At 59.7% G+C, this 22,551-nt stretch carries 18 protein-coding genes, 1 tRNA gene and 1 pseudogene; 4 read left to right on the top strand and 16 right to left on the bottom strand.

From position 1 onward, the window contains the following. Positions 1-4 precede the first annotated feature (4 nt). Both MUN80_RS17755 and MUN80_RS17750 read left to right on the top strand, forming a co-directional pair. Entirely contained in the window at positions 5-421 is a 417-nt protein-coding gene (locus MUN80_RS17755) for a hypothetical protein (protein ID WP_244714801.1), read from the top strand. Positions 422-612: 191 nt separating this feature from the next. Further along, on the top strand, positions 613-3,822 hold the full coding sequence (locus MUN80_RS17750) for a PAS domain-containing sensor histidine kinase (protein WP_244714800.1): 3,210 nt from the start codon (positions 613-615) through the stop codon (positions 3,820-3,822). Positions 3,823-3,867: 45 nt separating this feature from the next. Here MUN80_RS17750 and MUN80_RS17745 read toward each other — a convergent pair whose 3' ends face one another. The 10 genes from MUN80_RS17745 to MUN80_RS17700 form a co-directional block, all read right to left on the bottom strand. Continuing rightward, positions 3,868-4,728, bottom strand: a complete 861-nt coding sequence (locus MUN80_RS17745) for an arginase family protein (protein ID WP_244714799.1) — start codon at positions 4,726-4,728, stop codon at positions 3,868-3,870. 115 nt (positions 4,729-4,843) lie between these two features. Continuing rightward, complete coding sequence (locus MUN80_RS17740) at positions 4,844-5,407, bottom strand: hypothetical protein (protein ID WP_244714798.1); 564 nt, start codon at positions 5,405-5,407, stop codon at positions 4,844-4,846. Between the two features lie 310 nt (positions 5,408-5,717). Beyond that, positions 5,718-6,437: a bacillithiol biosynthesis deacetylase BshB1 gene (bshB1, locus tag MUN80_RS17735; RefSeq protein WP_244714797.1), complete on the bottom strand. Its 720-nt coding sequence runs from the start codon at positions 6,435-6,437 to the stop codon at positions 5,718-5,720. Between the two features lie 246 nt (positions 6,438-6,683). Beyond that, on the bottom strand, positions 6,684-7,787 hold the full coding sequence (locus MUN80_RS17730; protein ID WP_244714796.1) for a M23 family metallopeptidase: 1,104 nt from the start codon (positions 7,785-7,787) through the stop codon (positions 6,684-6,686). Between the two features lie 140 nt (positions 7,788-7,927). Beyond that, on the bottom strand, positions 7,928-8,872 hold the full coding sequence (trxB, locus tag MUN80_RS17725) for a thioredoxin-disulfide reductase (protein ID WP_244714795.1): 945 nt from the start codon (positions 8,870-8,872) through the stop codon (positions 7,928-7,930). A 278-nt stretch (positions 8,873-9,150) separates the two neighbouring features. Continuing rightward, positions 9,151-10,014: a sigma-70 family RNA polymerase sigma factor gene (locus tag MUN80_RS17720; RefSeq protein WP_073111364.1), complete on the bottom strand. Its 864-nt coding sequence runs from the start codon at positions 10,012-10,014 to the stop codon at positions 9,151-9,153. Positions 10,015-10,130: 116 nt separating this feature from the next. Then, positions 10,131-12,296 (bottom strand): polyribonucleotide nucleotidyltransferase, encoded by a 2,166-nt coding sequence (gene pnp, locus MUN80_RS17715; protein ID WP_244714794.1) that lies wholly within the window; start codon positions 12,294-12,296, stop codon positions 10,131-10,133. Between the two features lie 193 nt (positions 12,297-12,489). Then, positions 12,490-12,765 (bottom strand): 30S ribosomal protein S15, encoded by a 276-nt coding sequence (gene rpsO / locus MUN80_RS17710; RefSeq protein WP_226177922.1) that lies wholly within the window; start codon positions 12,763-12,765, stop codon positions 12,490-12,492. Positions 12,766-13,129: 364 nt separating this feature from the next. After that, positions 13,130-14,569, bottom strand: a complete 1,440-nt coding sequence (locus tag MUN80_RS17705; protein ID WP_244714793.1) for an LptF/LptG family permease — start codon at positions 14,567-14,569, stop codon at positions 13,130-13,132. Between the two features lie 110 nt (positions 14,570-14,679). Next, positions 14,680-15,093: an START-like domain-containing protein gene (locus MUN80_RS17700; protein WP_244714792.1), complete on the bottom strand. Its 414-nt coding sequence runs from the start codon at positions 15,091-15,093 to the stop codon at positions 14,680-14,682. 137 nt (positions 15,094-15,230) lie between these two features. Here MUN80_RS17700 and MUN80_RS17695 point away from each other — a divergent pair. After that, positions 15,231-15,304 (top strand) — tRNA-Met (locus MUN80_RS17695). Between the two features lie 60 nt (positions 15,305-15,364). Here MUN80_RS17695 and MUN80_RS17690 read toward each other — a convergent pair. After that, a complete protein-coding gene (locus MUN80_RS17690; protein WP_244714791.1) occupies positions 15,365-15,832 on the bottom strand; it encodes an ASCH domain-containing protein in 468 nt (155 codons plus the stop codon). A 1,063-nt stretch (positions 15,833-16,895) separates the two neighbouring features. On the opposite strand from MUN80_RS17690, the gene MUN80_RS17685 reads away from it, so the two are divergent. Further along, the gene (locus tag MUN80_RS17685) at positions 16,896-17,441 is read left to right on the top strand and encodes a GNAT family N-acetyltransferase (protein ID WP_244714790.1); all 546 of its coding nucleotides are present in this window, start codon (positions 16,896-16,898) and stop codon (positions 17,439-17,441) included. A gap of 100 nt (positions 17,442-17,541) precedes the next feature. Here MUN80_RS17685 and rplT read toward each other — a convergent pair whose 3' ends face one another. From rplT to MUN80_RS17660, 5 genes and pseudogenes are all read right to left on the bottom strand, one after another. Next, entirely contained in the window at positions 17,542-17,886 is a 345-nt protein-coding gene (gene rplT, locus MUN80_RS17680) for a 50S ribosomal protein L20 (RefSeq protein ID WP_100336011.1), read from the bottom strand. Positions 17,887-18,024: 138 nt separating this feature from the next. Next, entirely contained in the window at positions 18,025-18,219 is a 195-nt protein-coding gene (gene rpmI, locus MUN80_RS17675) for a 50S ribosomal protein L35 (protein ID WP_135392367.1), read from the bottom strand. 126 nt (positions 18,220-18,345) lie between these two features. Continuing rightward, a pseudogene (infC, locus tag MUN80_RS17670) lies at positions 18,346-18,903 on the bottom strand (translation initiation factor IF-3); the annotation flags it as partial. A 360-nt stretch (positions 18,904-19,263) separates the two neighbouring features. Then, positions 19,264-21,204, bottom strand: a complete 1,941-nt coding sequence (gene thrS, locus MUN80_RS17665) for a threonine--tRNA ligase (protein WP_244714789.1) — start codon at positions 21,202-21,204, stop codon at positions 19,264-19,266. A gap of 163 nt (positions 21,205-21,367) precedes the next feature. Then, complete coding sequence (locus MUN80_RS17660; RefSeq protein ID WP_244714788.1) at positions 21,368-22,498, bottom strand: tetratricopeptide repeat protein; 1,131 nt, start codon at positions 22,496-22,498, stop codon at positions 21,368-21,370. Between the last annotated feature and the right edge of the window lie 53 nt (positions 22,499-22,551).

Genomic DNA, 22,551 nt, shown 5'->3' with positions numbered 1-22,551 from the left:
TTTTATGACTTATTCGCTTTCCCAACTCACGACCAAGGCCGACTGCGACCTGGTACTGGCCTACATCGCCGACGAGCTGCGTGTGCTCACCCAGCGCCAGAGCGAGTTTATCTACCAGCGTGACACGGCCACCAAAGCCGCCGCCGAGCTGACGGCCGAACTCACGGCCCTGAACGCCGACATCGATTACCTTACCCCCCTTATCCCGACGCTGCCGGTCAGTAAGAAGCGCAAGCAGCGCGAAAATGACCTGCGCACCAGCATCGACCGGCGCGACGAGCTGGTCGCGCGCCAGAACGAGCGCGGCGCGGTAGGCCTGCTCATCCGCGAGCTGGAGCTGGCCCAGATCGAGGTGCAGCTCACCGAAACCCAGGCGCTCGAAACCAGCATCACGGCCCACCGGGCCACCCTCCAGAACTAGGCTATCCCCTATTGCAACTACCCAGGCAGCCGCCCCGAGCGTATCGGGGCGGCTGTTTTTTGCTCGGGCAGCCCCGCACGGGCCGCGCCGCGCCGGCGGGTCTTGGCTGCCGGCGCGGGCCTATCTACCGGGTCGGGCCTACCTTTACCGGTCGGGCACGTATCTTCACGGTCCCTTCTCCCGCCGCCTCCATGCCTTTTGCTTCCTCGTTCCCGGCCGCGGCCCAGTTTGCCGCCGACTCCTTGCTGCCGGCCCTGCTCGACCTGGCGCCCAATGGCCTGGTGTTGTGCACGCCCGTTTACGACGCGACGGGTGGCGTGGTACAGGATCTGGCCTTGGCCTACCTCAACCCCGTCGCCCAGGCCCTGCTCGGACTGCCGGCCCAGCCGGCCGACACCTTCGCCCGGCAGTTTCCCGGCAGTGCGGCGGAGGGAAGCTGGGCGGCGCTGCACGACGCGTTTCTGAGCGGCGAGTCCGGCCCGTTTGCGCTCAGCCTTGCCGCGCCGGGCGTCCGGCAGCCCCTGCCGGCCGTCGGCCAGCGCGTCGATGGCGGCCTGCTCCTGAGCCTGACCGCCCCCCACGCACCGGCGGCCGTTACCTCGGCCGAGAGCCTACGCCTGGAGGAGCGCAGCCGGCAGCTGGAGCGCTTCGACACGGTGCTCGAAGGGCTGCAGGAGTTCGTGTATCTATTTGATCTGGAAGGCCGCTTCCGCTACGTCAACAAGCCCCTGCTGAACCTGTGGGGCCTCACCCTGGAGCAGGCCCTGGGCAAGAACTTCTTCGATCTGGACTACCCGCCGGAGCTGGCCGCGCAGTTGCAGGCCCAGATTCAGCAGGCCGCGGCCAGCGGGCAGCCCGTGACGGGCGAGACGCCCTACACCAGCCCGGGCGGCGAGACGGGCTACTACGAGTACGCCTTCGTACCCCTGCTCGGGGCCGACGGCGCGGTGGAAGCCGTGGGGGGCCGCACCCAGCCCCGGACCGAGTACCGGCGGGCCGCGGCCGCCCTGCGCGAAAGCGAAGCCAAGTACCGCGCGCTCTTCGACAGCATCGACGAAGGATTCTGCCTGATTGAGGTGCTGTTTGAGAACGAGCAGCACCCGGTGGATTACCGATTTTTGGAGATAAATCCCGCCTTCGAGCGGCAGACCGGCTTGGTAGCGGCTACCGGGCGTACCATCCGGGAGCTGGCACCGGGATTCGAGCAGCACTGGTTCGACATCTATGGCGCGGTAGCGCTGAGTGGCAAACCCACGCGCTTCGAGCAGCGGGCCGAGCAGCTGCACCGCTGGTACGACGTATACGCCTTTCGGGTGGGCGAGCCGGGGCAGCATCAGGTAGCCGTGCTGTTCAACGATATTTCCCAGCGCCGGCAGGTGGAAGAAGCCCTGCGCCAGAGCGAGCAGCAGCAGGCCTTTCTGCTCCAGCTCAGCGACCAGCTGCGGCCCCTTTCCGACCCGGCCGATATTCAGTACCAGGCCGCCTGTGCCCTGGGCCAGTACCTGGGTGCCAGCCGCGTGGGCTACGCCGAGGACCAGGGCGACAATGCCCACATCGTCGTGATGCGCAACTACACCCAGGCCGGGGTACCCAGCCTGGAAGGCCGCTACCACTACGACGACTACGGGCCGGAATTGCTGCAAGCCTTCCACGAGGGCCGCACCGTGGTCCGCCCCGACATTGCCCACGACCCGACACTCAGCGCCGAAGAAAAGCAGGCCCACGCCGCCTTGCAGCTCGGGGCTACCGTGAACGTGCCCTTGCTCAAGGACGGGCAGCTCATGGCGGTGCTCTTTATGCACTATCCCCAGGCCCACGCCTGGACCGACTACGAGTTGGCCTTGCTCCAGGAAACGGCCGAGCGCACCTGGGACGCGGTGGTGCGCGCCCGCACCGAAGCGGCCCTGCGCGAGTCGGAAGAGCGGTTTCGGATCATGGCCGACGCCGTGCCGCAGATCGTGTGGATTACCGACGGGGAAGGCCGCACGGAGTTCTTCAACCGGCAGTGGAGCCGCTACACCGGCGTGCCCTATGAGCCGAGCACGGCCGCGGAAGTATCCGCCGGGTTTGTGCACCCCGCCGACGGGCCCCGCACGGTGCAGGCCTTTGAGGAAGCGCGGCGCACCGGCTCCGTGTTCCAGGTCGAGCACCGCATTCGGGCCGCCGACGGCGCGTACCGGTGGTTTCTGGTGCGGGCCGAGCCGTTTCAGGACCCGATCAGTGGGCAGATCACCCGCTGGTTTGGCTCCTCGGTCGACATCCACGACCGCCGGCAGGTGGAGGAAGCCCTGCTGCGCAGCGAAGAGCGCCTGCAAAAGGCCCTGTCCATCGACACGGTGGGCATTCTCTTCTTCGACCTGGAAGGCCGGATTCACGACAGCAACGCGGCCTTTGAGCGCATGAGCGGCTATGCCCACGCCGAACTGGCCAGCGGCCAGGTAAGCCTGAGTACGTTGACCAGTCCGGAGTTTCTTCCGCTCACCCAAAAGTCCCTGCACGAGCTACGCACTACGGGGGAGAGTACGCCGCTGGAAAAGCAGTACCAGCGGCCGGATGGCTCGCGCTGGTGGGGTTTGTTCTCGGGCAAGCGCCTGAGCGAAACCGAATGCGTCAAGTTTGTGCTCGATATCACGGAGGCCAAGCGGGCGGAGGAAGCCCTACGCCGCTCGGAACAGCAACTGCAGCACTCCAACAAGCAGCTCACGCGCACCAACCAGGACCTGGACAACTTCGTGTACGCCGCCTCCCACGACCTCAAGCAGCCCGTCAACAACCTGGGCGGCCTGTTCGCCGAACTCTACCGCAGCATCCGGTTTACCGATCCGGAGGAAGAGCAGATATTGGTGCCCCTGATTCAGCAGGGGCTGCAGCAGCTGGGCAGCACCATCGACGAACTGGCGGCCCTGGGGCAGGCCCAGCAAGCCGGTGAGGTCCCGGCCGAAACCGTGGCGCTGACCGAGCTGACCGAGGAGGTGCTGAGCCTGCTGGAACCCCAGATCCGGGCCGCCCGGGCCCGCATCACCACCGACTTCGCGGCCTACCCCACCGTTTCCTTCCCGCGGGTCAACCTACGCACCGTGCTGCTCAACCTGCTGAGCAACTCCCTCAAGTATGCCGACCCAGCGCGCCCGGCGCGGATCCACGTTTCGGTATGGGTTGATGGCGGGCTGCCCGTGCTGGTCGTGGAAGACAACGGCCTGGGCTTCGATGCGCAAAAGTACGGCGAGGAGTTGTTTCACCTCTTCCGCCGCCTGCACCGCCATACGGCCGGCTCCGGAGTAGGCTTATACTTGGTCAACCGCATCGTACAGGCCAACGGCGGCCGCATCGAGGTCGACAGCCAGGAAGGCGAAGGCGCCACGTTCCGCGTCTGGCTGGGCCAGCCCCCGCAGGGACAGTAAGGCTTAATTCACCAACCCGTCGGTGCGGGCTACCCTTGTCACTCATCACTCCCCGGCGGAGCCGTTTACCACCTGCCGGGCAATGTCTGCGGCAGCGGCCAGTACCCGGCCAGCGGTATCGGCCAGCGGGTCGTAGGAGGCAAAGGTAAGCGCCGTGACGCGCAGGTGCTGCTGCACGGCCCGCACGACGCCCAGCACCTGTTCCACGGTGAGGCCACCGGGCTGGGCGTAGGTATTGGCCCGACCCACTTGCTCGGCATCCAACACATCGAGGTCTACGTGCAGGTAGCACTCGGGCACCTGGGCGGCCAGCTGGGTCAGGGCAGCGCGCAGGGCCGGTGACCCGGAGCCGGTTATTTGCCCGGGAGCTACCACTTGCACACCGGTCTGGAGCAGGGCCGCTTGCTCGGCGTTGCCAAAATCCCGCCCGCCAACGTGGACTACATGGGTGGGTGACACTGGTGCAAAGCCGGGAATAGATGCCGCCAGAGGCCGCCAGCACTGGCCGGTGAGGATGGCCAGGCCCATGCCGTCGAGGAAGCCGCTGGTACTGGTTTCGGGCGTGTTAAAGTCACCGTGAGCGTCCAGCCAGACGACGCCCGCCTGCGGGGCTCCCACGCCGGCTACAGTGCCCAGGGCTGCCCCGCAGTTGCCGGCCAGCACGAGCGGAAACCGCTGCTGCTCCCGGGCCACCCGCACTTGCCCGGCCAGCGCCTGGTAGAGCGTAAAAGCAAAGTTGATTTCGGCCGGCAAGGCGTCGGCTATGCGCACCACAGTGGTAGTGGTGGCATGGCCGGCCTGGCTGAGTTTTTCCTCCAGAACCGGGAGAAGCCGGGCCGGACCCGCCCCCATGCGCCGGCCTTCGTGCCCCGAATCGTAGGGCAGGACCAAAAAAGATATATCCATCACACTCAGGTTAGGCGAAGCTATACGGCCGCCCGGAGCTAATGGTGTGGATTCGCTCACCCCCGGCGGCCAAAACCTGCCCGGGCATACCGGGAAACGTTGGGGGAAGAACGACTTATAAGCAGTCCGTTTCCTTCGAGCGGAAGTCCTTGAGGGTTTCCAGCTCACGCGCTACCCGCTGCTGCCATACCTGCTGGGGCTCGGTCAGCAGCCCGTGGTTGGTTTCGACATCGTATAAGTCGTCCAGGGCGCGCCGGTCTTGCAGCAGGCACTTGATTTCTTCCCTGAGTAGGGCCTGCTGCAACCCGGCTCGGAGTGGGTCCGGGGGCAGACTATTGCGCTTCGCCTGGTAGGCGGCATGCAGCTTCCGGATCCGGCGCGCAATCAACTCAGCCAGGTCGAAGTGCAGCTGCTCATGGGCCAGCAGCCGCTCGGGGTTGCGCACGACGCTGATAAAGTTGCCCTGGGTCTGGCCTGGGTCGAACCACGACTTATCCTTGAGAAAGCGCACGGTGACGTTGAACACTACTTTTTGCTCGGCCGTGGTAAACGACCAAACCCGCACCTCGGAGTAAGACGACGCCAGAAAAGGCTTTCCCACGGTGGGCAGAATTTCGGGTGAGGCGGTAAAATCGCGCTGCTTCAGCCGTTGGTTTTCCTGCCAGCAGATGCTATTCAAGGGAGCTTGCCCCAGCACAGGCTGGGCAAAAACGGCACAACACACAACCAGGCTTTTCCCTACTACGCTCCTCAACCGGCGCATTCGGAGACCAAAGGGCAGCGGAATCATCATATCGGCTTTACAGGAAATTGGCATACCTGACGATACTGTTCCAACACGCCGGCGGCCCCGTTTCGTTCGGTTCTGCCGCCCCCACATCCGGCCCCTCTTACGCCCTACAAACAAAGAGCCGCCCCAACTGTAGCGGGGCGGCTCTTTGGGGCTCTGACCCCAGCGGAACTAGTCTGATTCGTGCGCCTGAATGAGGCTAAAGCAGGGCCGTAATGTCGCGCACGCCCACGGGCCGCTGGCGGGTGAAGCCTTCCCCAAACTCAACGCCGATGATGTGACCAAACTCCCGGGCCCGGGCTTCCATAAACTGGCTGAAGACCGGCGTGGAAAGGTAGGTCACTGGCTCCTGGCTGTTGGGGTCGAAAAACTGGGTTTTGTAGGCCTGAATGGAAGCCCATTTGCCGGGCCAGAACTCGGAGATGTCGACCACGAAGTCGGGGGCAATTTGCCGGTCCTGGATGTAGTGGTACACGGTGCGCGGGCGCCAGGGTTGCTGGGGCTGGCCGTCGGCATCGAAGGTTTCAATCATGCGCAAACCGCTCAGAAAGCAGGCTTCCGAGGCCAAGCTAGCCCCGCGGCCGTGGTCAGGGTGCCGGTCATGAATAGCGTTGCAGAGCACTACGTCGGGCTGGTAGCGGCGCAGGGCGGCAATAAGCGGCAGCTGGTGTTCCCGGTCGTTGCGGAAGAAGCCGTCAGGCAACCCCAGGTTTTCGCGCACGCTCAGGCCCAGAATCCGGCTGGCAGCTTCGGCTTCGGCGGCCCGGGTAGCCGGTGTGCCGCGGGTACCCAGCTCCCCGCGGGTAAAGTCCACGATGCCGATTTTCTTGCCCAGAGCCGCCGCCGCCAGCAACGTACCGGCAGCCGACATTTCTACGTCGTCGGGGTGGGCGCCAAAAGCCAGGATATCAAGTTTCATTGGTACAGGGTGAGATGATGAGCTAGGAAATTGGTGAGTTTTGCCCTCGGCCTTTTTGCCGCCCGTCATCCTGAATGCCGTGAAGCGCCATGCCGAACTTTGCTCACCAGTCCCACAAAAGTCCGGTAAATGTACAAAGCCCTTTACCGAACACTCGGCAAAGGGCTTTGCTGGATAACAAGAATGCTTAATTCGATGAAATGGGGTTTACCACGGTAGAGCGGTATTCGCACTGCACCTCACTATTTACTTAATCCGCAGGGTTTTGCCGGGGCGCAGGGTTTTCACGTTGCCATTCAGGCGCCGGATCTGGGCCTGCGACACGCCGTATTTCTGGGCTACTTCCGAAATCGTGTCGCCGCTGCGGATGCGGTGCGTAACTACGCGGCGGGCCGCTGAGGCGGCCGAGGCGCTGCGCTGCTTGGCAGCCGCCTTGGCCCGCAGGGCTTTGCTGTAGTAGTCAAACAGCGCTGAGGTAATCTGAAAGTTGTCTTTAAGCAGCTTGTAGTCGGGAAAGTCGTACATCCGCTCCGGGTCAATCGGGTTGCCCTCGTAGCGTACTTCAAAGTGCAGGTGGGAGCCGGTGCTGCGGCCGGTGCTGCCCCCACGCCCGATCAGCTGCCCGGCCTTGACGAAAGTACCGGGCGCCACCAGGGCCTTGCTCAAGTGACCGTAGAGCGTTTCGACGCCGTTGTAGTGGCGCACGAGCAGGTAGTTGCCGTAGCCCCCGCCGTCCCACTTCGAAATGCGCACTACCCCATCAAAGGCAGCCCGCACCGAGTCGCCGGTGTTCAGGTCGAGGTCCACGCCGTAGTGCCAGCGGTAGCCCCGGAAGCCGAAGTCGGAGGTCAGCGGGGTCGTGCGCAGGGGCATCTTGGCAAAGCGCTGCTTTTCTGGTTCGGTCAGCCGCAGGTTTAGGGTATCCCGGATACGGCGACCATCCACCCGGTAGGGGTTGATGTTGCGCGTATCCCAGATAGCATAATAGCCGGCCACCTTAATCCAGGAGCTGTCGATCAGCACCTCCTCCGACATTTCCACAATCTGCTGCTCGCCCTCATTGAGCGTAGTTGTGTCCTCGCTCACGATGGAGAGCTTCTTGGCCGGATTGAAGAAAATCGACTTGGCCTCGTCCGAATTATCGTCGGGCAGGTCCTTGGTTTCAATCAGAATCGTGGTATCAGGCCGCACATAGCGGATTTTGGGCGACTTGATGCGGAAGAAGTCTTTCTGCCTGCCCGCCGAGCCCGCCTTGGCTTTGGGCTGCGGCACCTTCCGGCGCTGGGCTGCTAGCCGTTCCGGCACCGCCAACAGCAACACCAGCAGCACCAGCCCAAGCCAGTATTTCACAAATTTCAACAAGAGCAAAGAAGTGAATGAGTGAATCGGTGAATGAGTGAGTGAGTGAATGAGTGGGTTGGCTGTTCTACTAGCATTACCTGCGCAAATAGAACGACAACTCACTCATTCACTCATTCACTCACTCACTTCTAATGAACTCCCAGCGCGGCCAGGTAGCGCTCGGCGTCGAGGGCGGCCATGCAGCCCGAACCGGCGGCTGTCACGGCCTGGCGGTAGGTATAGTCCTGCACGTCGCCGCAGGCAAAGACGCCGTCAACGTTGGTTTTGGCCGAACCGGGAATCGTTTTGAGGTAGCCCTGCTCGTCGTGGTGCAGGTAGGGCTGGAAAATCTTGGAGTTGGGCTCGTGGCCGATGGCCACGAAAAAGCCTTCAACGGCCAACTCGCGCGTTTCGTGCGTGAGCAGGTTTTTTACCCGCACACCCTCTACGGCAAACTGTCCCAGGATTTCGTCGGTAGCCGTATCAAACAGCACCTCAATCTTGGGGTTGTCGAGCACGCGTTTCTGCATGATTTTGGAGGCGCGCATCTCCCCTTTCCGCACCAGCATGTAGACCTTGTTGCAGAGGTTGGCCAGATACGTAGCTTCCTCGGCGGCGGTGTCGCCGGCCCCGACGATAGCCACATCCTTACCGCGGTAGAAAAACCCGTCACACACGGCGCAGGCCGATACGCCCGAGCCGTTTAGCCGCGCCTCCGACTCCAGACCCAACCACTTGGCCGAAGCCCCGGTGGCAATAATCACGGCATCGGCGGTAATCTGCTTGGTTTCATCGATGGTCACCCGGTGCGGGTGGCCCGAGAAGTCGACGGCCGTGGCCAGGCCGTAGCGAATATCGGTTCCGAAGCGGGCGGCCTGTTTCTTCAGGTCTTCCATCATTTCCGGGCCCATAATGCCGTCGGGGTAGCCGGGGAAATTTTCTACGTCGTTGGTAATCGTCAATTGGCCGCCGGGCTGCAAACCCTGGTACATAACAGGGGCCATATTGGCTCGGGCGGCATAAATAGCGGCCGTATAGCCCGCGGGCCCCGAACCGATAATCAGACACTTCACGTGTTCCGTGGTATTCTCCATGAGAGTAGGTATGGCAATTTTGAACTGCAAAAGTAAGCTTCCGCGGCATTTCAACCGCCGGCCGCTACCATTGGGTAGCTCTTAGCTTAAACTGAGCCACAGCCGAGTTTATGCCGAAACGGCAGAGCCACCGCAGCAGCAGGCCCAGAACGTCAGGTGCTGCCGGGCCCGGCAGCATCGTAGCGGGACCGGGCTGTACTTTTCCGGCGATATTGGCTTACCCACAAAGAAAAACCCCAACGATCTGCTGGGGTTTTTCTCGGCGGATAAGTAAAAACTTATCCCAGGTAGGGCTTAAGTGCCTTGCTGCGCGAGGTGTGGCGCAGGCGGCGGATGGCTTTTTCCTTGATCTGGCGAACCCGCTCGCGGGTGAGGTTGAATTTCTCGCCAATTTCTTCCAGGGTCAGGGAATGCTCACCATTGAGGCCGAAATACAGCGTGATGACGTCGGCTTCGCGCTTGGTGAGCGTGCTCAGGGCGCGCTGCACTTCCTTGCGGAGTGAGTCGTTCATCAGGCCAGTATCGGGCGACTCTTCGTCTTCGTTTTCCAGCACGTCCAGCAGGCGGTTCTCCTCACCTTGCACGAAGGGAGCATCTACCGACACGTGACGGCCCGAAATCTTGAGCGTGTCCACTACTTCGGAAGTCGTGAGCTCCAGTACTTCGGCAATTTCTTCGGGTGAGGGCTCCCGTTCGAATTTTTGCTCCAGCTCGGAAAACGACTTGGAAATCTTATTCAGTGACCCGACGCGGTTCAAGGGCAGACGCACAATGCGGGACTGCTCGGCCAAAGCCTGCAGAATCGACTGGCGAATCCACCATACGGCATAGGAAATGAATTTGAAGCCCCGGGTCTCGTCGAAACGCTTGGCCGCTTTGATCAAGCCCAGGTTGCCCTCGTTGATCAAGTCGCCCAAGGACAAGCCCTGGTTCTGGTATTGTTTGGCCACCGACACCACGAAGCGTAGGTTAGCCTTGGTCAGCTTCTCCAGCGCTTGCTGGTCGCCTTCTCGTATGCGTTGCGCCAGCGTTACCTCCTCGTCGGGGGTTAGCAAATCCACCTTACCAATTTCCTGGAGGTATTTATCCAGCGACTGGCTTTCGCGGTTGGTGATTTGCTTGCTGATCTTTAGCTGTCTCATTGCGGGCGCGGAAGTAGAGTATTTCTGAAAATGTTAAAATCGTGTCCCTTTTACGGGTATCGGCTAATTGTGACCAACAGACCGATACCCGCGAAAGTTCTACTACAGGAAAATGGTTAGGCCTGCGCTTCGCCGTTGCTGCTGGCAGCACGCTCGGGCTTGGGCAGGAGCACCTTGCGCGAGAGACGGTATTTACCCGTTTTCTTGTCGATATCCAACAGCTTCACGTCAATTTCCTGGCCTACTTCCAGCACGCCTTCCAGCGTGGCCAGCCGCTCGTGCGACACCTCGGAAATGTGCAACAGACCATCTTTGCCCGGCATGATTTCCACGAAGGCGCCGTAGGGCTGAATGCTGCGCACCTTGCCTTTGTAGGTCTCGCCCACCTCGGGCGTCGCGGCAATGGCGCGGATCCGGCTGATAGCGGCTTCCATGTCTTCCTGGTTGGAAGCATAGATGCTCACGTGGCCTTTCTCGTCCTTCTCCTCGATGATAACCGTGGCGTTGGTGTCCTTCTGAATCTGCTGGATGACTTTGCCACCGGGTCCAATTACGGCACCGATGTACTCCTTGTCGATCAGCATCTTGTGCGAGCGGGGCGTGTGCGGCTTCAGCTCGGCCGCTGGCTGGCTGATGGTCTTAGCCATTTCGCGCAGGATGTGCAGGCGGCCTTCGCGGGCCTGGTGCAGGGCGGCCGTCATGATTTCGGCGCTCAAGCCCTGGATCTTGATGTCCATCTGGCAAGCTACGATACCCTTCTCGGTGCCGGTTACTTTGAAGTCCATGTCGCCGAGGTGGTCCTCGTCACCCAGGATGTCGGAGAGCACGGCGTATTCGCCGGTTTCCTTGTCCTGCACGAGGCCCATGGCAATGCCCGAAACGGCTGCGCGCACCGGGATACCGGCATCCATCAAAGCCATTGAGCCGGCGCACACCGTAGCCATCGACGAAGAGCCGTTCGACTCCAGGATGTCCGACACGATGCGCACGGTATAGGGGTTCTCGTCGTCGGAAGGCATAACCTTCTTCAACGAGCGCAGGGCCAGGTTGCCGTGGCCGATTTCGCGGCGGCCGGGGCCGCGGTTAGGCTTCACCTCGCCGGTCGAGAAGGCCGGGAAGTTGTAGTGCAGCATAAACTTGCTGTAACCCGAGGTCATGGCCGTGTCGATGATCTGCTCATCGAGCTTGGTACCAAGGGCTACTGTGGTCAGCGACTGGGTTTCGCCGCGGGTAAACAAGGCCGAGCCGTGGGCACCGGGCAGGTAGTTTACTTCGCTCCAGATGGGGCGGATTTCGGTGAGCTGACGACCATCGAGGCGAGTGCGCTCTTTGATCATCATGTCGCGAATAGCTTTTTTCTCAGCCGAAGAGTAGTAGCGGCCGAACATCTTCATGTCCAGCTCGGGCTGCTCTTCCAGCAGTTTCTCGGTCAGCGACTTTTTGATGGCGCCAAAACCTTCCTTACGGCCGGCTTTGCTGGTATTGCCCGATTTGGCTACTTGGTAAGCCTGCTCGTACACCCCTTCCAGGATGCGCTTCTTCAGGTCGTCGTTTTCTTCGTACTTGGGATACTCGCGCTTGGTGTGGGATTTCTCCACTTCAGCGGCCAGCTCCAGCTGCACGCGCACTTGCTCCTTGATGGCTTCGTGGGCAAAGGCAATGGCTTCTACCATTTCTTCCTCGCTCACTTCGTTCATCTCGCCTTCCACCATGGCAACCGAGTCGGCAGTAGCACCAACAATCAGGTCAATGTCGGCGCGGGCAATGTCGGCGGTCAGGGGGTTGATTTGCAGCTTGCCGTCGATGCGGGCCACGCGAACCTCCGAGATGGGGCCGGCGAAGGGAATATCCGAAATCGAGAGGGCGGCCGAGGCGGCCAGAGCGGCCAGGGCGTCGGGCTGCACGGTCTTGTCGGCCGAAATCAGGGTAATCATCACCTGCACCTCGTAGTGATAGTCCTTGGGGAACATCGGGCGCAGGATGCGGTCAACGATGCGGCAGACCAGAATCTCGTAGTCCGACAGGCGGCCTTCGCGGCGCTGGAACGAGCCGGGGATGTTGCCGGCGCCGCCGAACTTTTCTTGATAGTCAACCGACAGGGGCAGGAAATCCACGTCGCCGCGGGCGCTGGGCTGCGACACAACGGTAGCCAGCAGCATGGCGTCGCCGAGGCGCACGACTACGGCACCATCCGCGAATTTGGCCAGTTTGCCGGTTTCAATGGAAATCTGCCGACCATCGGGCAGGGTAACGCTCTTGGTAATAGCGGTGTAATTGGGCATCTTCTCAGTTTGCTTGAAAAAGCGACAGCGGGCGAGCAGCCTGGAAAAACCAGGGCCGGCGTTGGGCCTGGTTTTGCTCTGGGTATTAGGAATCGAAAGGGCAACAACCCGCTGGTACCGATTCGTTACCAGTCAGGCCAAAAAAAGAGCAGGGAACCTTCGTAAAAAGGCTCCCTGCTCCAGGCGGGCGAGGTTACTTGCGGATACCCAGCTCTTTAATGATTGCGCGGTAGCGGTTGATTTCGCGGTGCTGCAGGTAGTCCAGCAGACGGCGACGCTTACCAACGAGCTTCAACAGGCCCAGACGGGTCGAGAAGTCTTTCTTGTTCACCTTCAGGTGCTCGGTCAGGTGATTGATGCGGTGCGAAAACAGGGCAATTTGCGATTCGGCCGAACCGGTGTCGGTTGCGGTCTTGGTCAGGCTATTCTTCGCGAAAATTTCCTGCTTAAGTTCGGTAGTGAGTTTCATCGGCAGATAGGTTTCCCCGTCTTGGATTAAATATGAAAGAAAAAACACCCCGCACCTCGGGGTGGCTGCAAAGGTAGGCATTTTATATTGATCGTGCTAATGCATGGTCAATGTGCGAATGGGAGGAATGTAGGGAATGTGCTGAATGTGGAGTGAATACGTCCTTGCGAAGCCTGAGCCGCAGCCATCCATCCTCTGAACTGGGCTGAATGCCCTTAAGCCAAAAGCCCTTTCCCGTACGCAACGGGAAAGGGCTTTCTGGTAAAAGAGCGTTTGTCGCTAGTACTAGTAGAGGACGGATGGCCGCGCTTCGCTCGCAAGGCCCTACTTCCCTACATAAGCACATTCAACTGATATTAGTACATTAAGAAACCGCCTTTTTATAGCCACTACGGAAGGGCAGCTTGAACTTGCGGAAGAAACGACCAAAGATGTCGGTTTCGAGCAGTCCGGAGTCGCGGCGGGCCTGGTTAAGGAAAAACAGCCCAACGGGCAGCAGCAGTACGGTAGCCATCCATACGCCCGAAGCGACGGGCATTACGCCTTCCCGGGCATACTTCTCGCCGATGATGGATAGCACGTAGTAAACGATGAAGAAGACAATAGAAATCAGCACGGGGATGCCCAAACCACCTTTTTTGATGATGGCCCCAAGCGGAGCGCCAATTAAAAACATCAGCAGCACGGCCACCGACTGGGTGTACTTCTTATAGATTTCGATGCGAAAGTTGCCGGCCTCCTTGGCCAAATTGCTCATGTGCTCGGTGGAGCTGCCCACGTAGGTACGCAGGTTGCGAACCCGGTTTTCGGCCTGGTCTAGCAGGTTGGTATTCACGACGGGCAGCTTGGTAGTAGGCACCTGCCAGTTTTCGACCCGCTGGCGCAGGGTCTGCCCGGTCGTATCCAGGCGCACATACACGTAATACGGATTGAGCTGGCGCGGAAACTGCTGCCGCTCGACCACCAGCTTGTTGTGCAGCGAGTCGGTGAACTGCTGGAGCTGGGGAATATTCTTCATCATCTTGTTTTCCTTGAACAAGCTCTTGTCGGTCAGGCTCAGGTCGAAGGAAGACAGGGAAAACGTAATCAGGTTGCGGTCAAAAGCCTGGCGGTAGAAAGAGGCGCCGGCCCGGTCACGGGCGTCGGGCTGCTCAATATAGGTGCGGCCGTGGAACAGCTCCAGGCTCAGGTAGCCGCCCCCGAAGCGGGTAAACATCCGCCCCGAATCGGCTAGAATGACCGTGGCGTTGCCTTGGCCATTGCGGTGGTCGTAAATCATGACGCCCTTGAGCCGGTCGCCGTTCTCACCTTCCTTTTGGTTGACCTTGATGGTAATGCCCGGCAAGCCGTTGTAGAACACGCCCTCCCGAATGTCGAGGGCCAGTTTCTGCTGGCGCACGTCCCAGAGCAGGCTGAAGGTTTCGAGGTTGGCGCTAGGCACGATACGGTTGTTGAACCAGAACGCCAGGCCGGCCAGAAACACGCTCAGCAGCAGCACCGGGCGCAGAATGCGGATCAGCGAAATGCCCGAGCTTTTGATGGCTGTCAGCTCATGGTGCTCGCCTAGGTTGCCGTAGGTCATCAAGGACGACAGCAGCACGGCCAGCGGCAGGGCCGTGGGAATGGTAATCACGCTGAACATCAGAATCAGCTTGGTAATTACCTGCCAGCCCAGGTCTTTGCCGATCAAGTCGTCCATGTACTTGAGCAGAGTCACCATGAGCAGAATGAACTGCACTACCGCGAAGGTGAGCAGGAAGGGCCCGGCAAAGGCCCGCAGAATCAGTTTATCGAGTTTTTTCATGACAGGCACTCCCCTGTCCGCCCACTCTGTGTGGGCGCCACAAGGGAGCAAAAGACAAACGAAGATACGGCCCGTTTTGCTCTTGCTCCCCTAAGTTTATTTTTCGGGTTTCAGCCCCCGACCAACTCGCGCAGCTTCAGAATGAGGCTTTCCCACATTTCCTGCAGCTCGATATCGTCGGTTTCCTCCGAGTAGTCAATCACGCGCAAGTATACTTCTTGCGTCAGTTGCGACTCTTCCAGGCTAAAGTCGAGGTAGTTGGCGTCGGGCGTGTGGCGCTTGTTGTGGTCGAGAAACACGTAGCGCACCGAGCGGTTGGTGCGGTGGGAGTTCATCTCGGCAAAGTGCGACTGGTTGTCCCAAATAAAATTGTAGCGGTGGTCTTCATCGATACGCACATCCTGGCAAAACCACTGCGACAACCCCGACGCCGACGCCAGATACGGGTAAAGAATTTTGGGAGAAGCGTTTACGGGCAGCTCGACCGTGAAACGGTGCTTGGAACGAGTAGCAGAAAGCGGCATAAGCAGAACAAAATGGGAGAAAAAGGTAAGAAAACAGGGCGGAGCCGCTATGGGCTGAGCCAATATACACGGCTTTTTTTTTACACAAGACTTGCGCTAGTCGAAATCTTGTCATTACCTTTGCACCACCAAAACAGGGCGGGGTAGCTCAGTTGGTTAGAGCACAGGATTCATAACCCTGAGGTCACGAGTTCAACTCTCGTCCCCGCTACGAAAAAGGCCTTCCTATTACAGGAAGGCCTTTTCTTTTTTCAGCCACGCCTTGCGCGCTCTACTGCACCCGCCGAAACCCAATAACCCAGACCCACTCATTGCGCACCCAAGCTGAAGGATATATTGAGTCGATGAGGGTGCGGAAGGCGGCCAGGGCGGCGGCACCGTCAGAAGCGGCGAGGCCCTCAGCCTGGGCTTCAGTGGCAGTGATGCCTTGCAGTTGCTCGGCCCGCACGCTGCAGACTTCCAGCACTAGTTCGGGTGCTTCCACAACCTGGAGCAGGTCACCGGGCTGCCCGAAGGGGCAGGTAATGCGCAGGGCGGCGGGCATAGCAGCAGATGGGCGGGGTTCAAACCGGGCTACATCGGCGTCCATCCCACCGAACAGGTAGGCGTCGGGGGCCTCATGCAGGGGCAGACCAGCAGCAAGGCGGCGGCGCGTGACGGTTTTGCGGTTGGCGCGGACAGCTTCGAGCATGGCGGCGTTAAAGGAAATACTGCGGGTAACCGGGGTGCGGGCAGACATAGCGCTAGGTAGCAAAAGAGTAACAGCTGGAGCTCGGAATTTGCCCCGGCTTGGTGGCAAGTAAACCGGACCACTTTGCGCCAGAAAACTATTGACGAGAGTATAGCCCGCAAATCGAGCTAGCCGCCAAGTTACGGCGGTGATATGCCTTATTAACTTCAGAGCAGGCTGTGGCTACCAGAGCCTGGTACGACAGTGAGGAGCAAGCGGCCCCTAGCCCTCTCTTAGCAGACGGGAAATCTACTGCGCCTAATCGGAGAAAAGCTTACCACCTAGCGGCCGAGCTACAGGCACCTGGCGGACACGCCACGCTGCCCAATCGGACGCCGAACTCAACCTCAGGTACGCAGGCTTGCCTATAAAAGCCCACTCACCCTCTTACTAGGCGCACTTTAAGCAAAATCCTATATTTCCTTTACTCCTTAAGCGCTACCGTGCCTGTCACCTGTTTTGCACTTACAACCTCTGTTCAGTTTAGCTACCGTCCAGGTTAGAAGCCTCGCCACGTTGTTCCGTAAGGACGCGGGCAGAAAATAAAAAGGCCCAGGGCGCTTGCCCAGGGCCTTCGTGAGCTACCGGAGTAGCCTAGCTGAACACTGCCAGAAGACCACGGTTAGGATTACCCGGACCTTTGTAGCGCTTATAGTTGGGCCGGTGGATATATCGGCCTGAACGCGTCTTGTCTTTGGGAGCCCTCTTGAAGAGTGGTTGGGCTTCAATCGTCGCGGCAGACTGAACAGCCGCCGAAACGGTCAATTCAGCAGCCAATGAAAGAAGAAGAAGGAGTAGTAGTTTTTTGCACATAATAAGTTTGTTTGCAGATCAGAGTATAAACAAAAGTAATCTTCAAGCAAGCCAAAGTCAACTAGTTACGCAATATAATTGTATTATTTAAAGCTATAATAAATTAAGTACAATTCATTATTTTATCAGTATTCCAAGGATATAACAACACTCCTGATTATAGATCGATTTTCGAATTAAGCGCAAGAATTCTGGTTTGATATATAGGGATTCGTTTTTTGCAGCTTACTTTATCATTGCGCTTTTTTCACCTGCCTCTATGCTCAGCTCGTATCCTTTAACCTCTCCCATCCCCGTAATTCCCACCGCTCGCCTGCTACTACGGGAGCACCGCTTTGCGGACTTGGCCGCCTTCACCGCCATCTTTCAAAAGCCCGACTTTTATGCCTTTCTCGGCGGGCAGCCCTTGCCGGAAGAAGACGTCTGGACAAAGCTGCTGCGCAACAACGGACACTGGTCCCTGCTGGGCTTTGGCTACTGGGCCGTGGAAGAAACCGCGACCGGCCGTTACATCGGCACCGTTGGCTTCGCCGATTGGCGCCGGGCCATGGATCCTTCCCTGAAAGGAGAGCCCGAAATCGGCTGGGTGCTCGACCCGGCCATTCACGGCCGCGGCTACGCTACGGAAGCCGTAGCGGCGGCCCTGGCCTGGGGCGAGGCGCATTTTGCCTGCTCACGCACTGTGTGCATCATCGACCCGGATAATGCCCCTTCCCTGCGGGTGGCGGCCAAGCATGGCTACCAGCCCATTGCCGAAACCATCTACAAGGAAAAGCCCATCGTCGTACTGGCCCGCCCCCAATAACCGGAGGCGGCGCTAGCCCAAAAAAACAAAAAGCCCTCAACCGTTGATGGCTGAGGGCTTTTTGTTTTAGTATTCCGGCTGGCTAGCCAGCGTGGGCTACTTACTTAATCTTGTCCACAATGCCTTTGAAAGCAGCGGGGTGGTTGAGGGCGAGGTCGGCCAGAACCTTACGGTTCAGCTCGATGCCAGCCTTCTTCAGGCCGCCCATCAACTGCGAATACGACAGACCATGCTCGCGGGCACCAGCGTTGATACGCTGAATCCAGAGGGCGCGGAACTCACGCTTCTTGGTTTTCCGGTCGCGGTACGCGTAGAGAAGACCTTTCTCAACGGCGTTTTTGGCTACGGTCCATACGTTCTTGCGACGGCCGAAATAGCCTTTCGCCAGACGCATTACTTTCTTACGGCGGTGGCGCGAGGCCACGTGGTTTACACTTCTTGGCATAACCTACTTTGTTTTTGGCGGCCGGTGACTATTCAAGTGAAGTCTTCGAGACCGGACGCCGGGTTGAAAATTTGGTGATTGTTGGTGGTTGGCTGTCGATGGTTAAACTAATAACAACTGACAATCAGCTTTTTACAATCAGATAACCAGCATGTCCTTCACGCGGTTCATGTCCGCGGAGCTAACCAAGGTTACGTGCGTCAGGTTACGCTTCTGCTTGGTCGACTTTTTGGTCAGGATGTGGCTTTTGAAGGCGTGCTTCCGCTTCACCTTGCCCGAGCCGGTGAGCGAGAAACGCTTCTTAGCACCGGATTTCGTCTTTACTTTCGGCATTGTGGTATGAATTGAGAAAAAAGAAAATGCGGGGATGCAGGCCCGAGCCTATTCCTGTTCCTTGGGCTGCGCTTCTTTGGGAGCCGGAGCTCCTTCTTTCGCGGCCGGGGCAGCAGGCTTAGCCTTGGCAGGCGTGGGCGCTACTTTGGGAGCCAGATACAGGAACATGCGCTTGCCTTCGAGCTTAGGCAGTTGCTCTACTTTGGCGAGTTCTTCCAAAGCCTGAGCAAACTTGAGCAGCAGGATTTCGCCCCGCTCCTTAAACACGATGGAACGACCCACGAAGTGAACGTACGCCTTGATTTTGGCGCCTTCCTTCAGGAATTCCTGGGCGTGCTTGAGCTTGAATGCGAAGTCGTGGTCGTCGGTGTTGGGTCCGAAACGAATTTCCTTCAGAACTACTTTCGTAGCCTTGGCCTTCATTTCGCGGGTACGCTTCTTCTGCTCGTACTTGAATTTCGAGTAGTCGATAACGCGGCACACCGGGGGCACGGCCGTGGGCGAAATCTCAACCAGGTCGAGGTTCTGCTCCTGGGCCATGCGACGGGCCTGCTCAATTGAATAAATGCCTTGCTCGACGTTTTCGCCGACCAGGCGTACTTCCCGGGCCGTAATCTTCTGGTTGATTTTGAACGGCTCCTCGACCTGAGCGCGGGGAATGTAGCGGCGGTTTGGGGTTGCTATGGGTTGGTCCTCCTTCTGAAAGGTGAGCTAATTAACTTTTAAGCTGGTTGAACTCAACCTTTGCCGGAGCAGTGTGGGTTCAATCAGCGGGCGAATATCCGCCTTTTTTTTCAAACCCTCAAAAAAGGCTATATAAAATTGCCCTGGCGAGGGACATTCGCTGGGCGTATGTGCTGGTCGGAGATGGTCGAACCAGGGGCATTGTGTGCAGTGAGAGGTAGCCTGGACGGTAAAATGGGGCAGACATTGCAAGCTAAAAAGCCTCTGACTAGGAGTATAGTCAGAGGCTTTTTGGTGAAAGGGAACTACTCACTGCGCAGAGGCGGATTGCTTCGCTTCGTTCGCAATGACCAAACCTGATTAAACAGCCATCATTTCAGCGACCTGCTCCTGGAAGCTGCGGATGAAGGCTTCCAGGGGCATGCTGCCCACGTCGCCTTCGCCGTGCTTGCGCACCGAGACGATGCCGTTTTCCTGCTCCTTCTCCCCTACGATGAGCATGTAAGGAACCTTGGAGATTTCGGCATCCCGGATTTTACGGCCGATTTTCTCGTCGCGGGCGTCCAGGGAGCCGCGCATTTCGGCCTGTACCAGCTTGTCGTACACCTGCTGGGCGTAGTCCTGGTACTTTTCCGAAATGGGCAGCACGGCAAACTGCTCGGGTGAGAGCCACAAAGGGAAGTTGCCGGCGCAGTGCTCGATGAGCACGGCTACGAAGCGCTCCAGTGAGCCGAATGGGGCGCGGTGAATCATCACCGGCCGCTGACGGGAGTTGTCGGAGGCCACGTATTCCAGCTCGAACCGCTCGGGCAGGTTGTAGTCGACCTGAATCGTACCGAGCTGCCACTTGCGGCCGAGCGCGTCGCGGACCATGAAGTCGAGCTTGGGGCCATAGAAAGCCGCTTCGCCCAGCTCCGTAACGGTATTCAGGCCTTTTTCGGCGGCAGCTTCCTGAATGGCGGCTTCGGCCCGGGCCCAGTTCTCGTCGGAGCCAATGTACTTCTCCTTGTTTTCCGGGTCGCGTAGTGAAATCTGGGCGGTGAAGTCGGGGAAGTCAAGGGCCTTGAGCACGTAGAGCACGATGTCAATCACCTTGAGGAACTCCTCCTTTACCTGATCGGGGCGGCAGAAGATGTGGGCGTCGTCCTGGGTAAAGCCGCGCACGCGCGTCAGGCCGTGCAGCTCACCCGACTGCTCGTAGCGGTACACCGTGCCGAACTCGGCCAGACGCAGCGGCAGGTCGCGGTAGGAGCGCGGCTTGGTCTTGTAAATCTCGCAGTGGTGGGGGCAGTTCATGGGTTTGAGCATGAACTCCTCGCCCGGATTTGGGGTCTTTATGGGCTGGAACGAGTCGGCGCCGTACTTCTCGTAGTGGCCCGACGTGACGTACAGCTCCTTCGAGCCAATGTTAGGCGTTACGACGGGCAGGTAGCCGGCTTTCACCTGGGCTTTGCGCAGAAACTGCTCGAGCCGTTCGCGCAGGGCAGTGCCCTTAGGCAGCCACAGGGGCAGCCCCGCTCCTACTTTCTCCGAAAAAGCAAACAGCTCCAGCTCCTTGCCTAGCTTGCGGTGGTCGCGGCGCTTGGCCTCCTCCAGCTTTTCGAGGTACTCGGTGAGTTCCTTGGCTTTGGGGAAGGTGATGCCGTAGATGCGCGTGAGCTGCTTGTTCTTCTCATCGCCGCGCCAGTAGGCACCGGCCACGTTGAGCAGCTTCACGGCCTTAATAGGCGACGTGTCGGGAATGTGCGGACCGCGGCAGAGGTCGGTGAAGTCACCCTGCTGGTAGAAGGTGATGCTGCCGTCTTCGAGGCGCTCCAGCAGGTCGAGTTTGTAGGGGTCAGCCTTTTCGGTGAAGTAGGCAATGGCATCGGCTTTGCTTACTTCACGACGCTCGTAGCGGCTCTTGTTTTTGGCCAGCTCCAGCATTTTCTTCTCGATTTCGGGGAAGTTATCCGTCGAAATCGTGCGGCCTTCGCCCAGATCAATGTCGTAATAGAAGCCGTTTTCGATGCTGGGACCGATGCCGAGCTTCACGCCGGGATACAGGGCCTCGAGGGCTTCGGCCAGCAAGTGAGCCGAGGAGTGCCAGAACGTGGACTTGCCATCGGTGTCGTTCCAGGTCAGGATTTCGAGCTTGGCACTGTGGTCGATGGGGCGGTTCAGGTCGCGAACCTCCCCGTTTACGCGGACGGCCAAGGCGTTGCGAGCCAGCCCTTCGCTGATGCTGGCGGCCACATCGTAGCCGGTAGCGCCGGCTTCAAACTGGCGGACCGAGCCGTCGGGAAGCGTGATGTCAATCATGAGTGGGAAATAAAGTAGCTATACAAACAGCGTTAGCCCGCAAGTTAGCAGCTTGGGGCGGTTTTTAGCGGCTAAGCATAGAATTGGCCCGATATGGACTAAGATTTTTCGGCTTTGATTACCTAACACTTGTCGGTTCCCGAGCTCCAGTGCGCCAGCCGACTTAGTTAATTACTGACGGCTTGAAACGCTGCACCAAGGGCGCAATGGGCTCCACGGGTCGGCGGCGGTAGAGCGAGTCAGCGCGCAGCTGGCGGGCCTTTTCGCCGGCTTTCCAGACTTTGTAGGTCCAGTGGCGGTTGCCGGGGTTTTCCGCTACCAGCAGCCGGTACTGAGCCAACGCGTCGGCGGGGCGGCCCACGCTTTCGAAGCTTTCGGCCAGCATCGGGCGGGCTTCGGGCAGGCGGGGGGCCCGGCGCACGGCCCGCTGCAGGTGGGGAATGGCCACGGCGTAGCGGCGCTGCTTGAAGGCGGCCAGGGCCAGGCGGTAGTCGGCGCGGTAGAGCGTAGTATCGAGCTGAATGGCCCGCGAATAACAGCGCAGGGCGCTATCAGGCTGGTTTTGCAACTCAAACTGCCGGCCGTGGTCGTACCAGAGCAGGCCGTAGGTAGGCGCCAGCTTCAGCCCACGCTGGGTATAGGCCAGCGCTTCGGCAGGCAGGCGGTAGGCATTCGACAGGAAAGCTAGCTGGTGCAGGGTTTCGGGCTGGCGCGGGTCGCGGGCAATGCTGGCACGCAGGTACTGCAGAGCCTGCACGGTGTCGGTCAGAGCCAGGTAGGCTACTCCCTTGTAAAACAGGGCCCCGGCATGATCGGGCTCCTGCTGCAGGGTCCGGTCGAGCTGGTCGATGGCCTCCTGGTAGTGTCGGGAGGCCAGCTGGGTTTCGCCCACGAGCAGGTTGAGCTCAGGCGAGGAAAAGCCGCGGCGGGAAGCCTCTTGGGCGGCGGCCAACGTCGCGGGCAGGCGGTTTTGGGCGCGCAGGGCCCGGGCCTTGGTGAAATAGAACTCCCCCGGCGCGTCATCAAGGTCAATGGCCCGGTCGATGTCTTGCAGCGCGGCCACTACCTGGCCTGCGTCGAGGCGAAAAGCGGCCCGGCGGGCGTAGAGCGAGGCATTGCGGGGCTGGCGGGCAATGGCGCCTTCGAGCTCCTGGGCCTGAATCTGGGGGCCGCTCTGGACCGTGGCCAGGTTTACCATGGTTTCGGCCCGGCTGGCCGGCGCACTCTCGCAGGCGCTCAGCAGCGCCGCGCTGGCAGCTGTACCCAGAACCAGAAAGAGACGAAGGAAACGCACGGTGGAGAGGGAAAAATACGGCACTGGCGCAAAGATACTCGGCGGCAGCTTGC

This window comes from Hymenobacter cellulosivorans, from assembly GCF_022919135.1.
GTDB classification, from domain to species: domain Bacteria; phylum Bacteroidota; class Bacteroidia; order Cytophagales; family Hymenobacteraceae; genus Hymenobacter; species Hymenobacter cellulosivorans.
This window is presented reverse-complemented; position numbering and strand designations above follow the sequence as displayed.

What these genes read in the sequence shown, in the direction of transcription:
- MUN80_RS17690 (WP_244714791.1), bottom strand. Translation starts at nt 15,832, where the DNA reads ATGTCTGCCCGCACCCCGGTTACCCGCAGTATTTCCTTTAACGCCGCC.
- bshB1 (WP_244714797.1), bottom strand. Translation starts at nt 6,437, where the DNA reads ATGAAACTTGATATCCTGGCTTTTGGCGCCCACCCCGACGACGTAGAA.
- MUN80_RS17720 (WP_073111364.1), bottom strand. Translation starts at nt 10,014, where the DNA reads ATGAGACAGCTAAAGATCAGCAAGCAAATCACCAACCGCGAAAGCCAG.
- rplT (WP_100336011.1), bottom strand. Translation starts at nt 17,886, where the DNA reads ATGCCAAGAAGTGTAAACCACGTGGCCTCGCGCCACCGCCGTAAGAAA.
- thrS (WP_244714789.1), bottom strand. Translation starts at nt 21,204, where the DNA reads ATGATTGACATCACGCTTCCCGACGGCTCGGTCCGCCAGTTTGAAGCC.
- MUN80_RS17745 (WP_244714799.1), bottom strand. Translation starts at nt 4,728, where the DNA reads ATGGATATATCTTTTTTGGTCCTGCCCTACGATTCGGGGCACGAAGGC.
- MUN80_RS17750 (WP_244714800.1), top strand. Translation starts at nt 613, where the DNA reads ATGCCTTTTGCTTCCTCGTTCCCGGCCGCGGCCCAGTTTGCCGCCGAC.
- rpmI (WP_135392367.1), bottom strand. Translation starts at nt 18,219, where the DNA reads ATGCCGAAAGTAAAGACGAAATCCGGTGCTAAGAAGCGTTTCTCGCTC.
- trxB (WP_244714795.1), bottom strand. Translation starts at nt 8,872, where the DNA reads ATGGAGAATACCACGGAACACGTGAAGTGTCTGATTATCGGTTCGGGG.
- pnp (WP_244714794.1), bottom strand. Translation starts at nt 12,296, where the DNA reads ATGCCCAATTACACCGCTATTACCAAGAGCGTTACCCTGCCCGATGGT.
- MUN80_RS17755 (WP_244714801.1), top strand. Translation starts at nt 5, where the DNA reads ATGACTTATTCGCTTTCCCAACTCACGACCAAGGCCGACTGCGACCTG.
- MUN80_RS17705 (WP_244714793.1), bottom strand. Translation starts at nt 14,569, where the DNA reads ATGAAAAAACTCGATAAACTGATTCTGCGGGCCTTTGCCGGGCCCTTC.
- rpsO (WP_226177922.1), bottom strand. Translation starts at nt 12,765, where the DNA reads ATGAAACTCACTACCGAACTTAAGCAGGAAATTTTCGCGAAGAATAGC.
- MUN80_RS17700 (WP_244714792.1), bottom strand. Translation starts at nt 15,093, where the DNA reads ATGCCGCTTTCTGCTACTCGTTCCAAGCACCGTTTCACGGTCGAGCTG.
- MUN80_RS17685 (WP_244714790.1), top strand. Translation starts at nt 16,896, where the DNA reads ATGCTCAGCTCGTATCCTTTAACCTCTCCCATCCCCGTAATTCCCACC.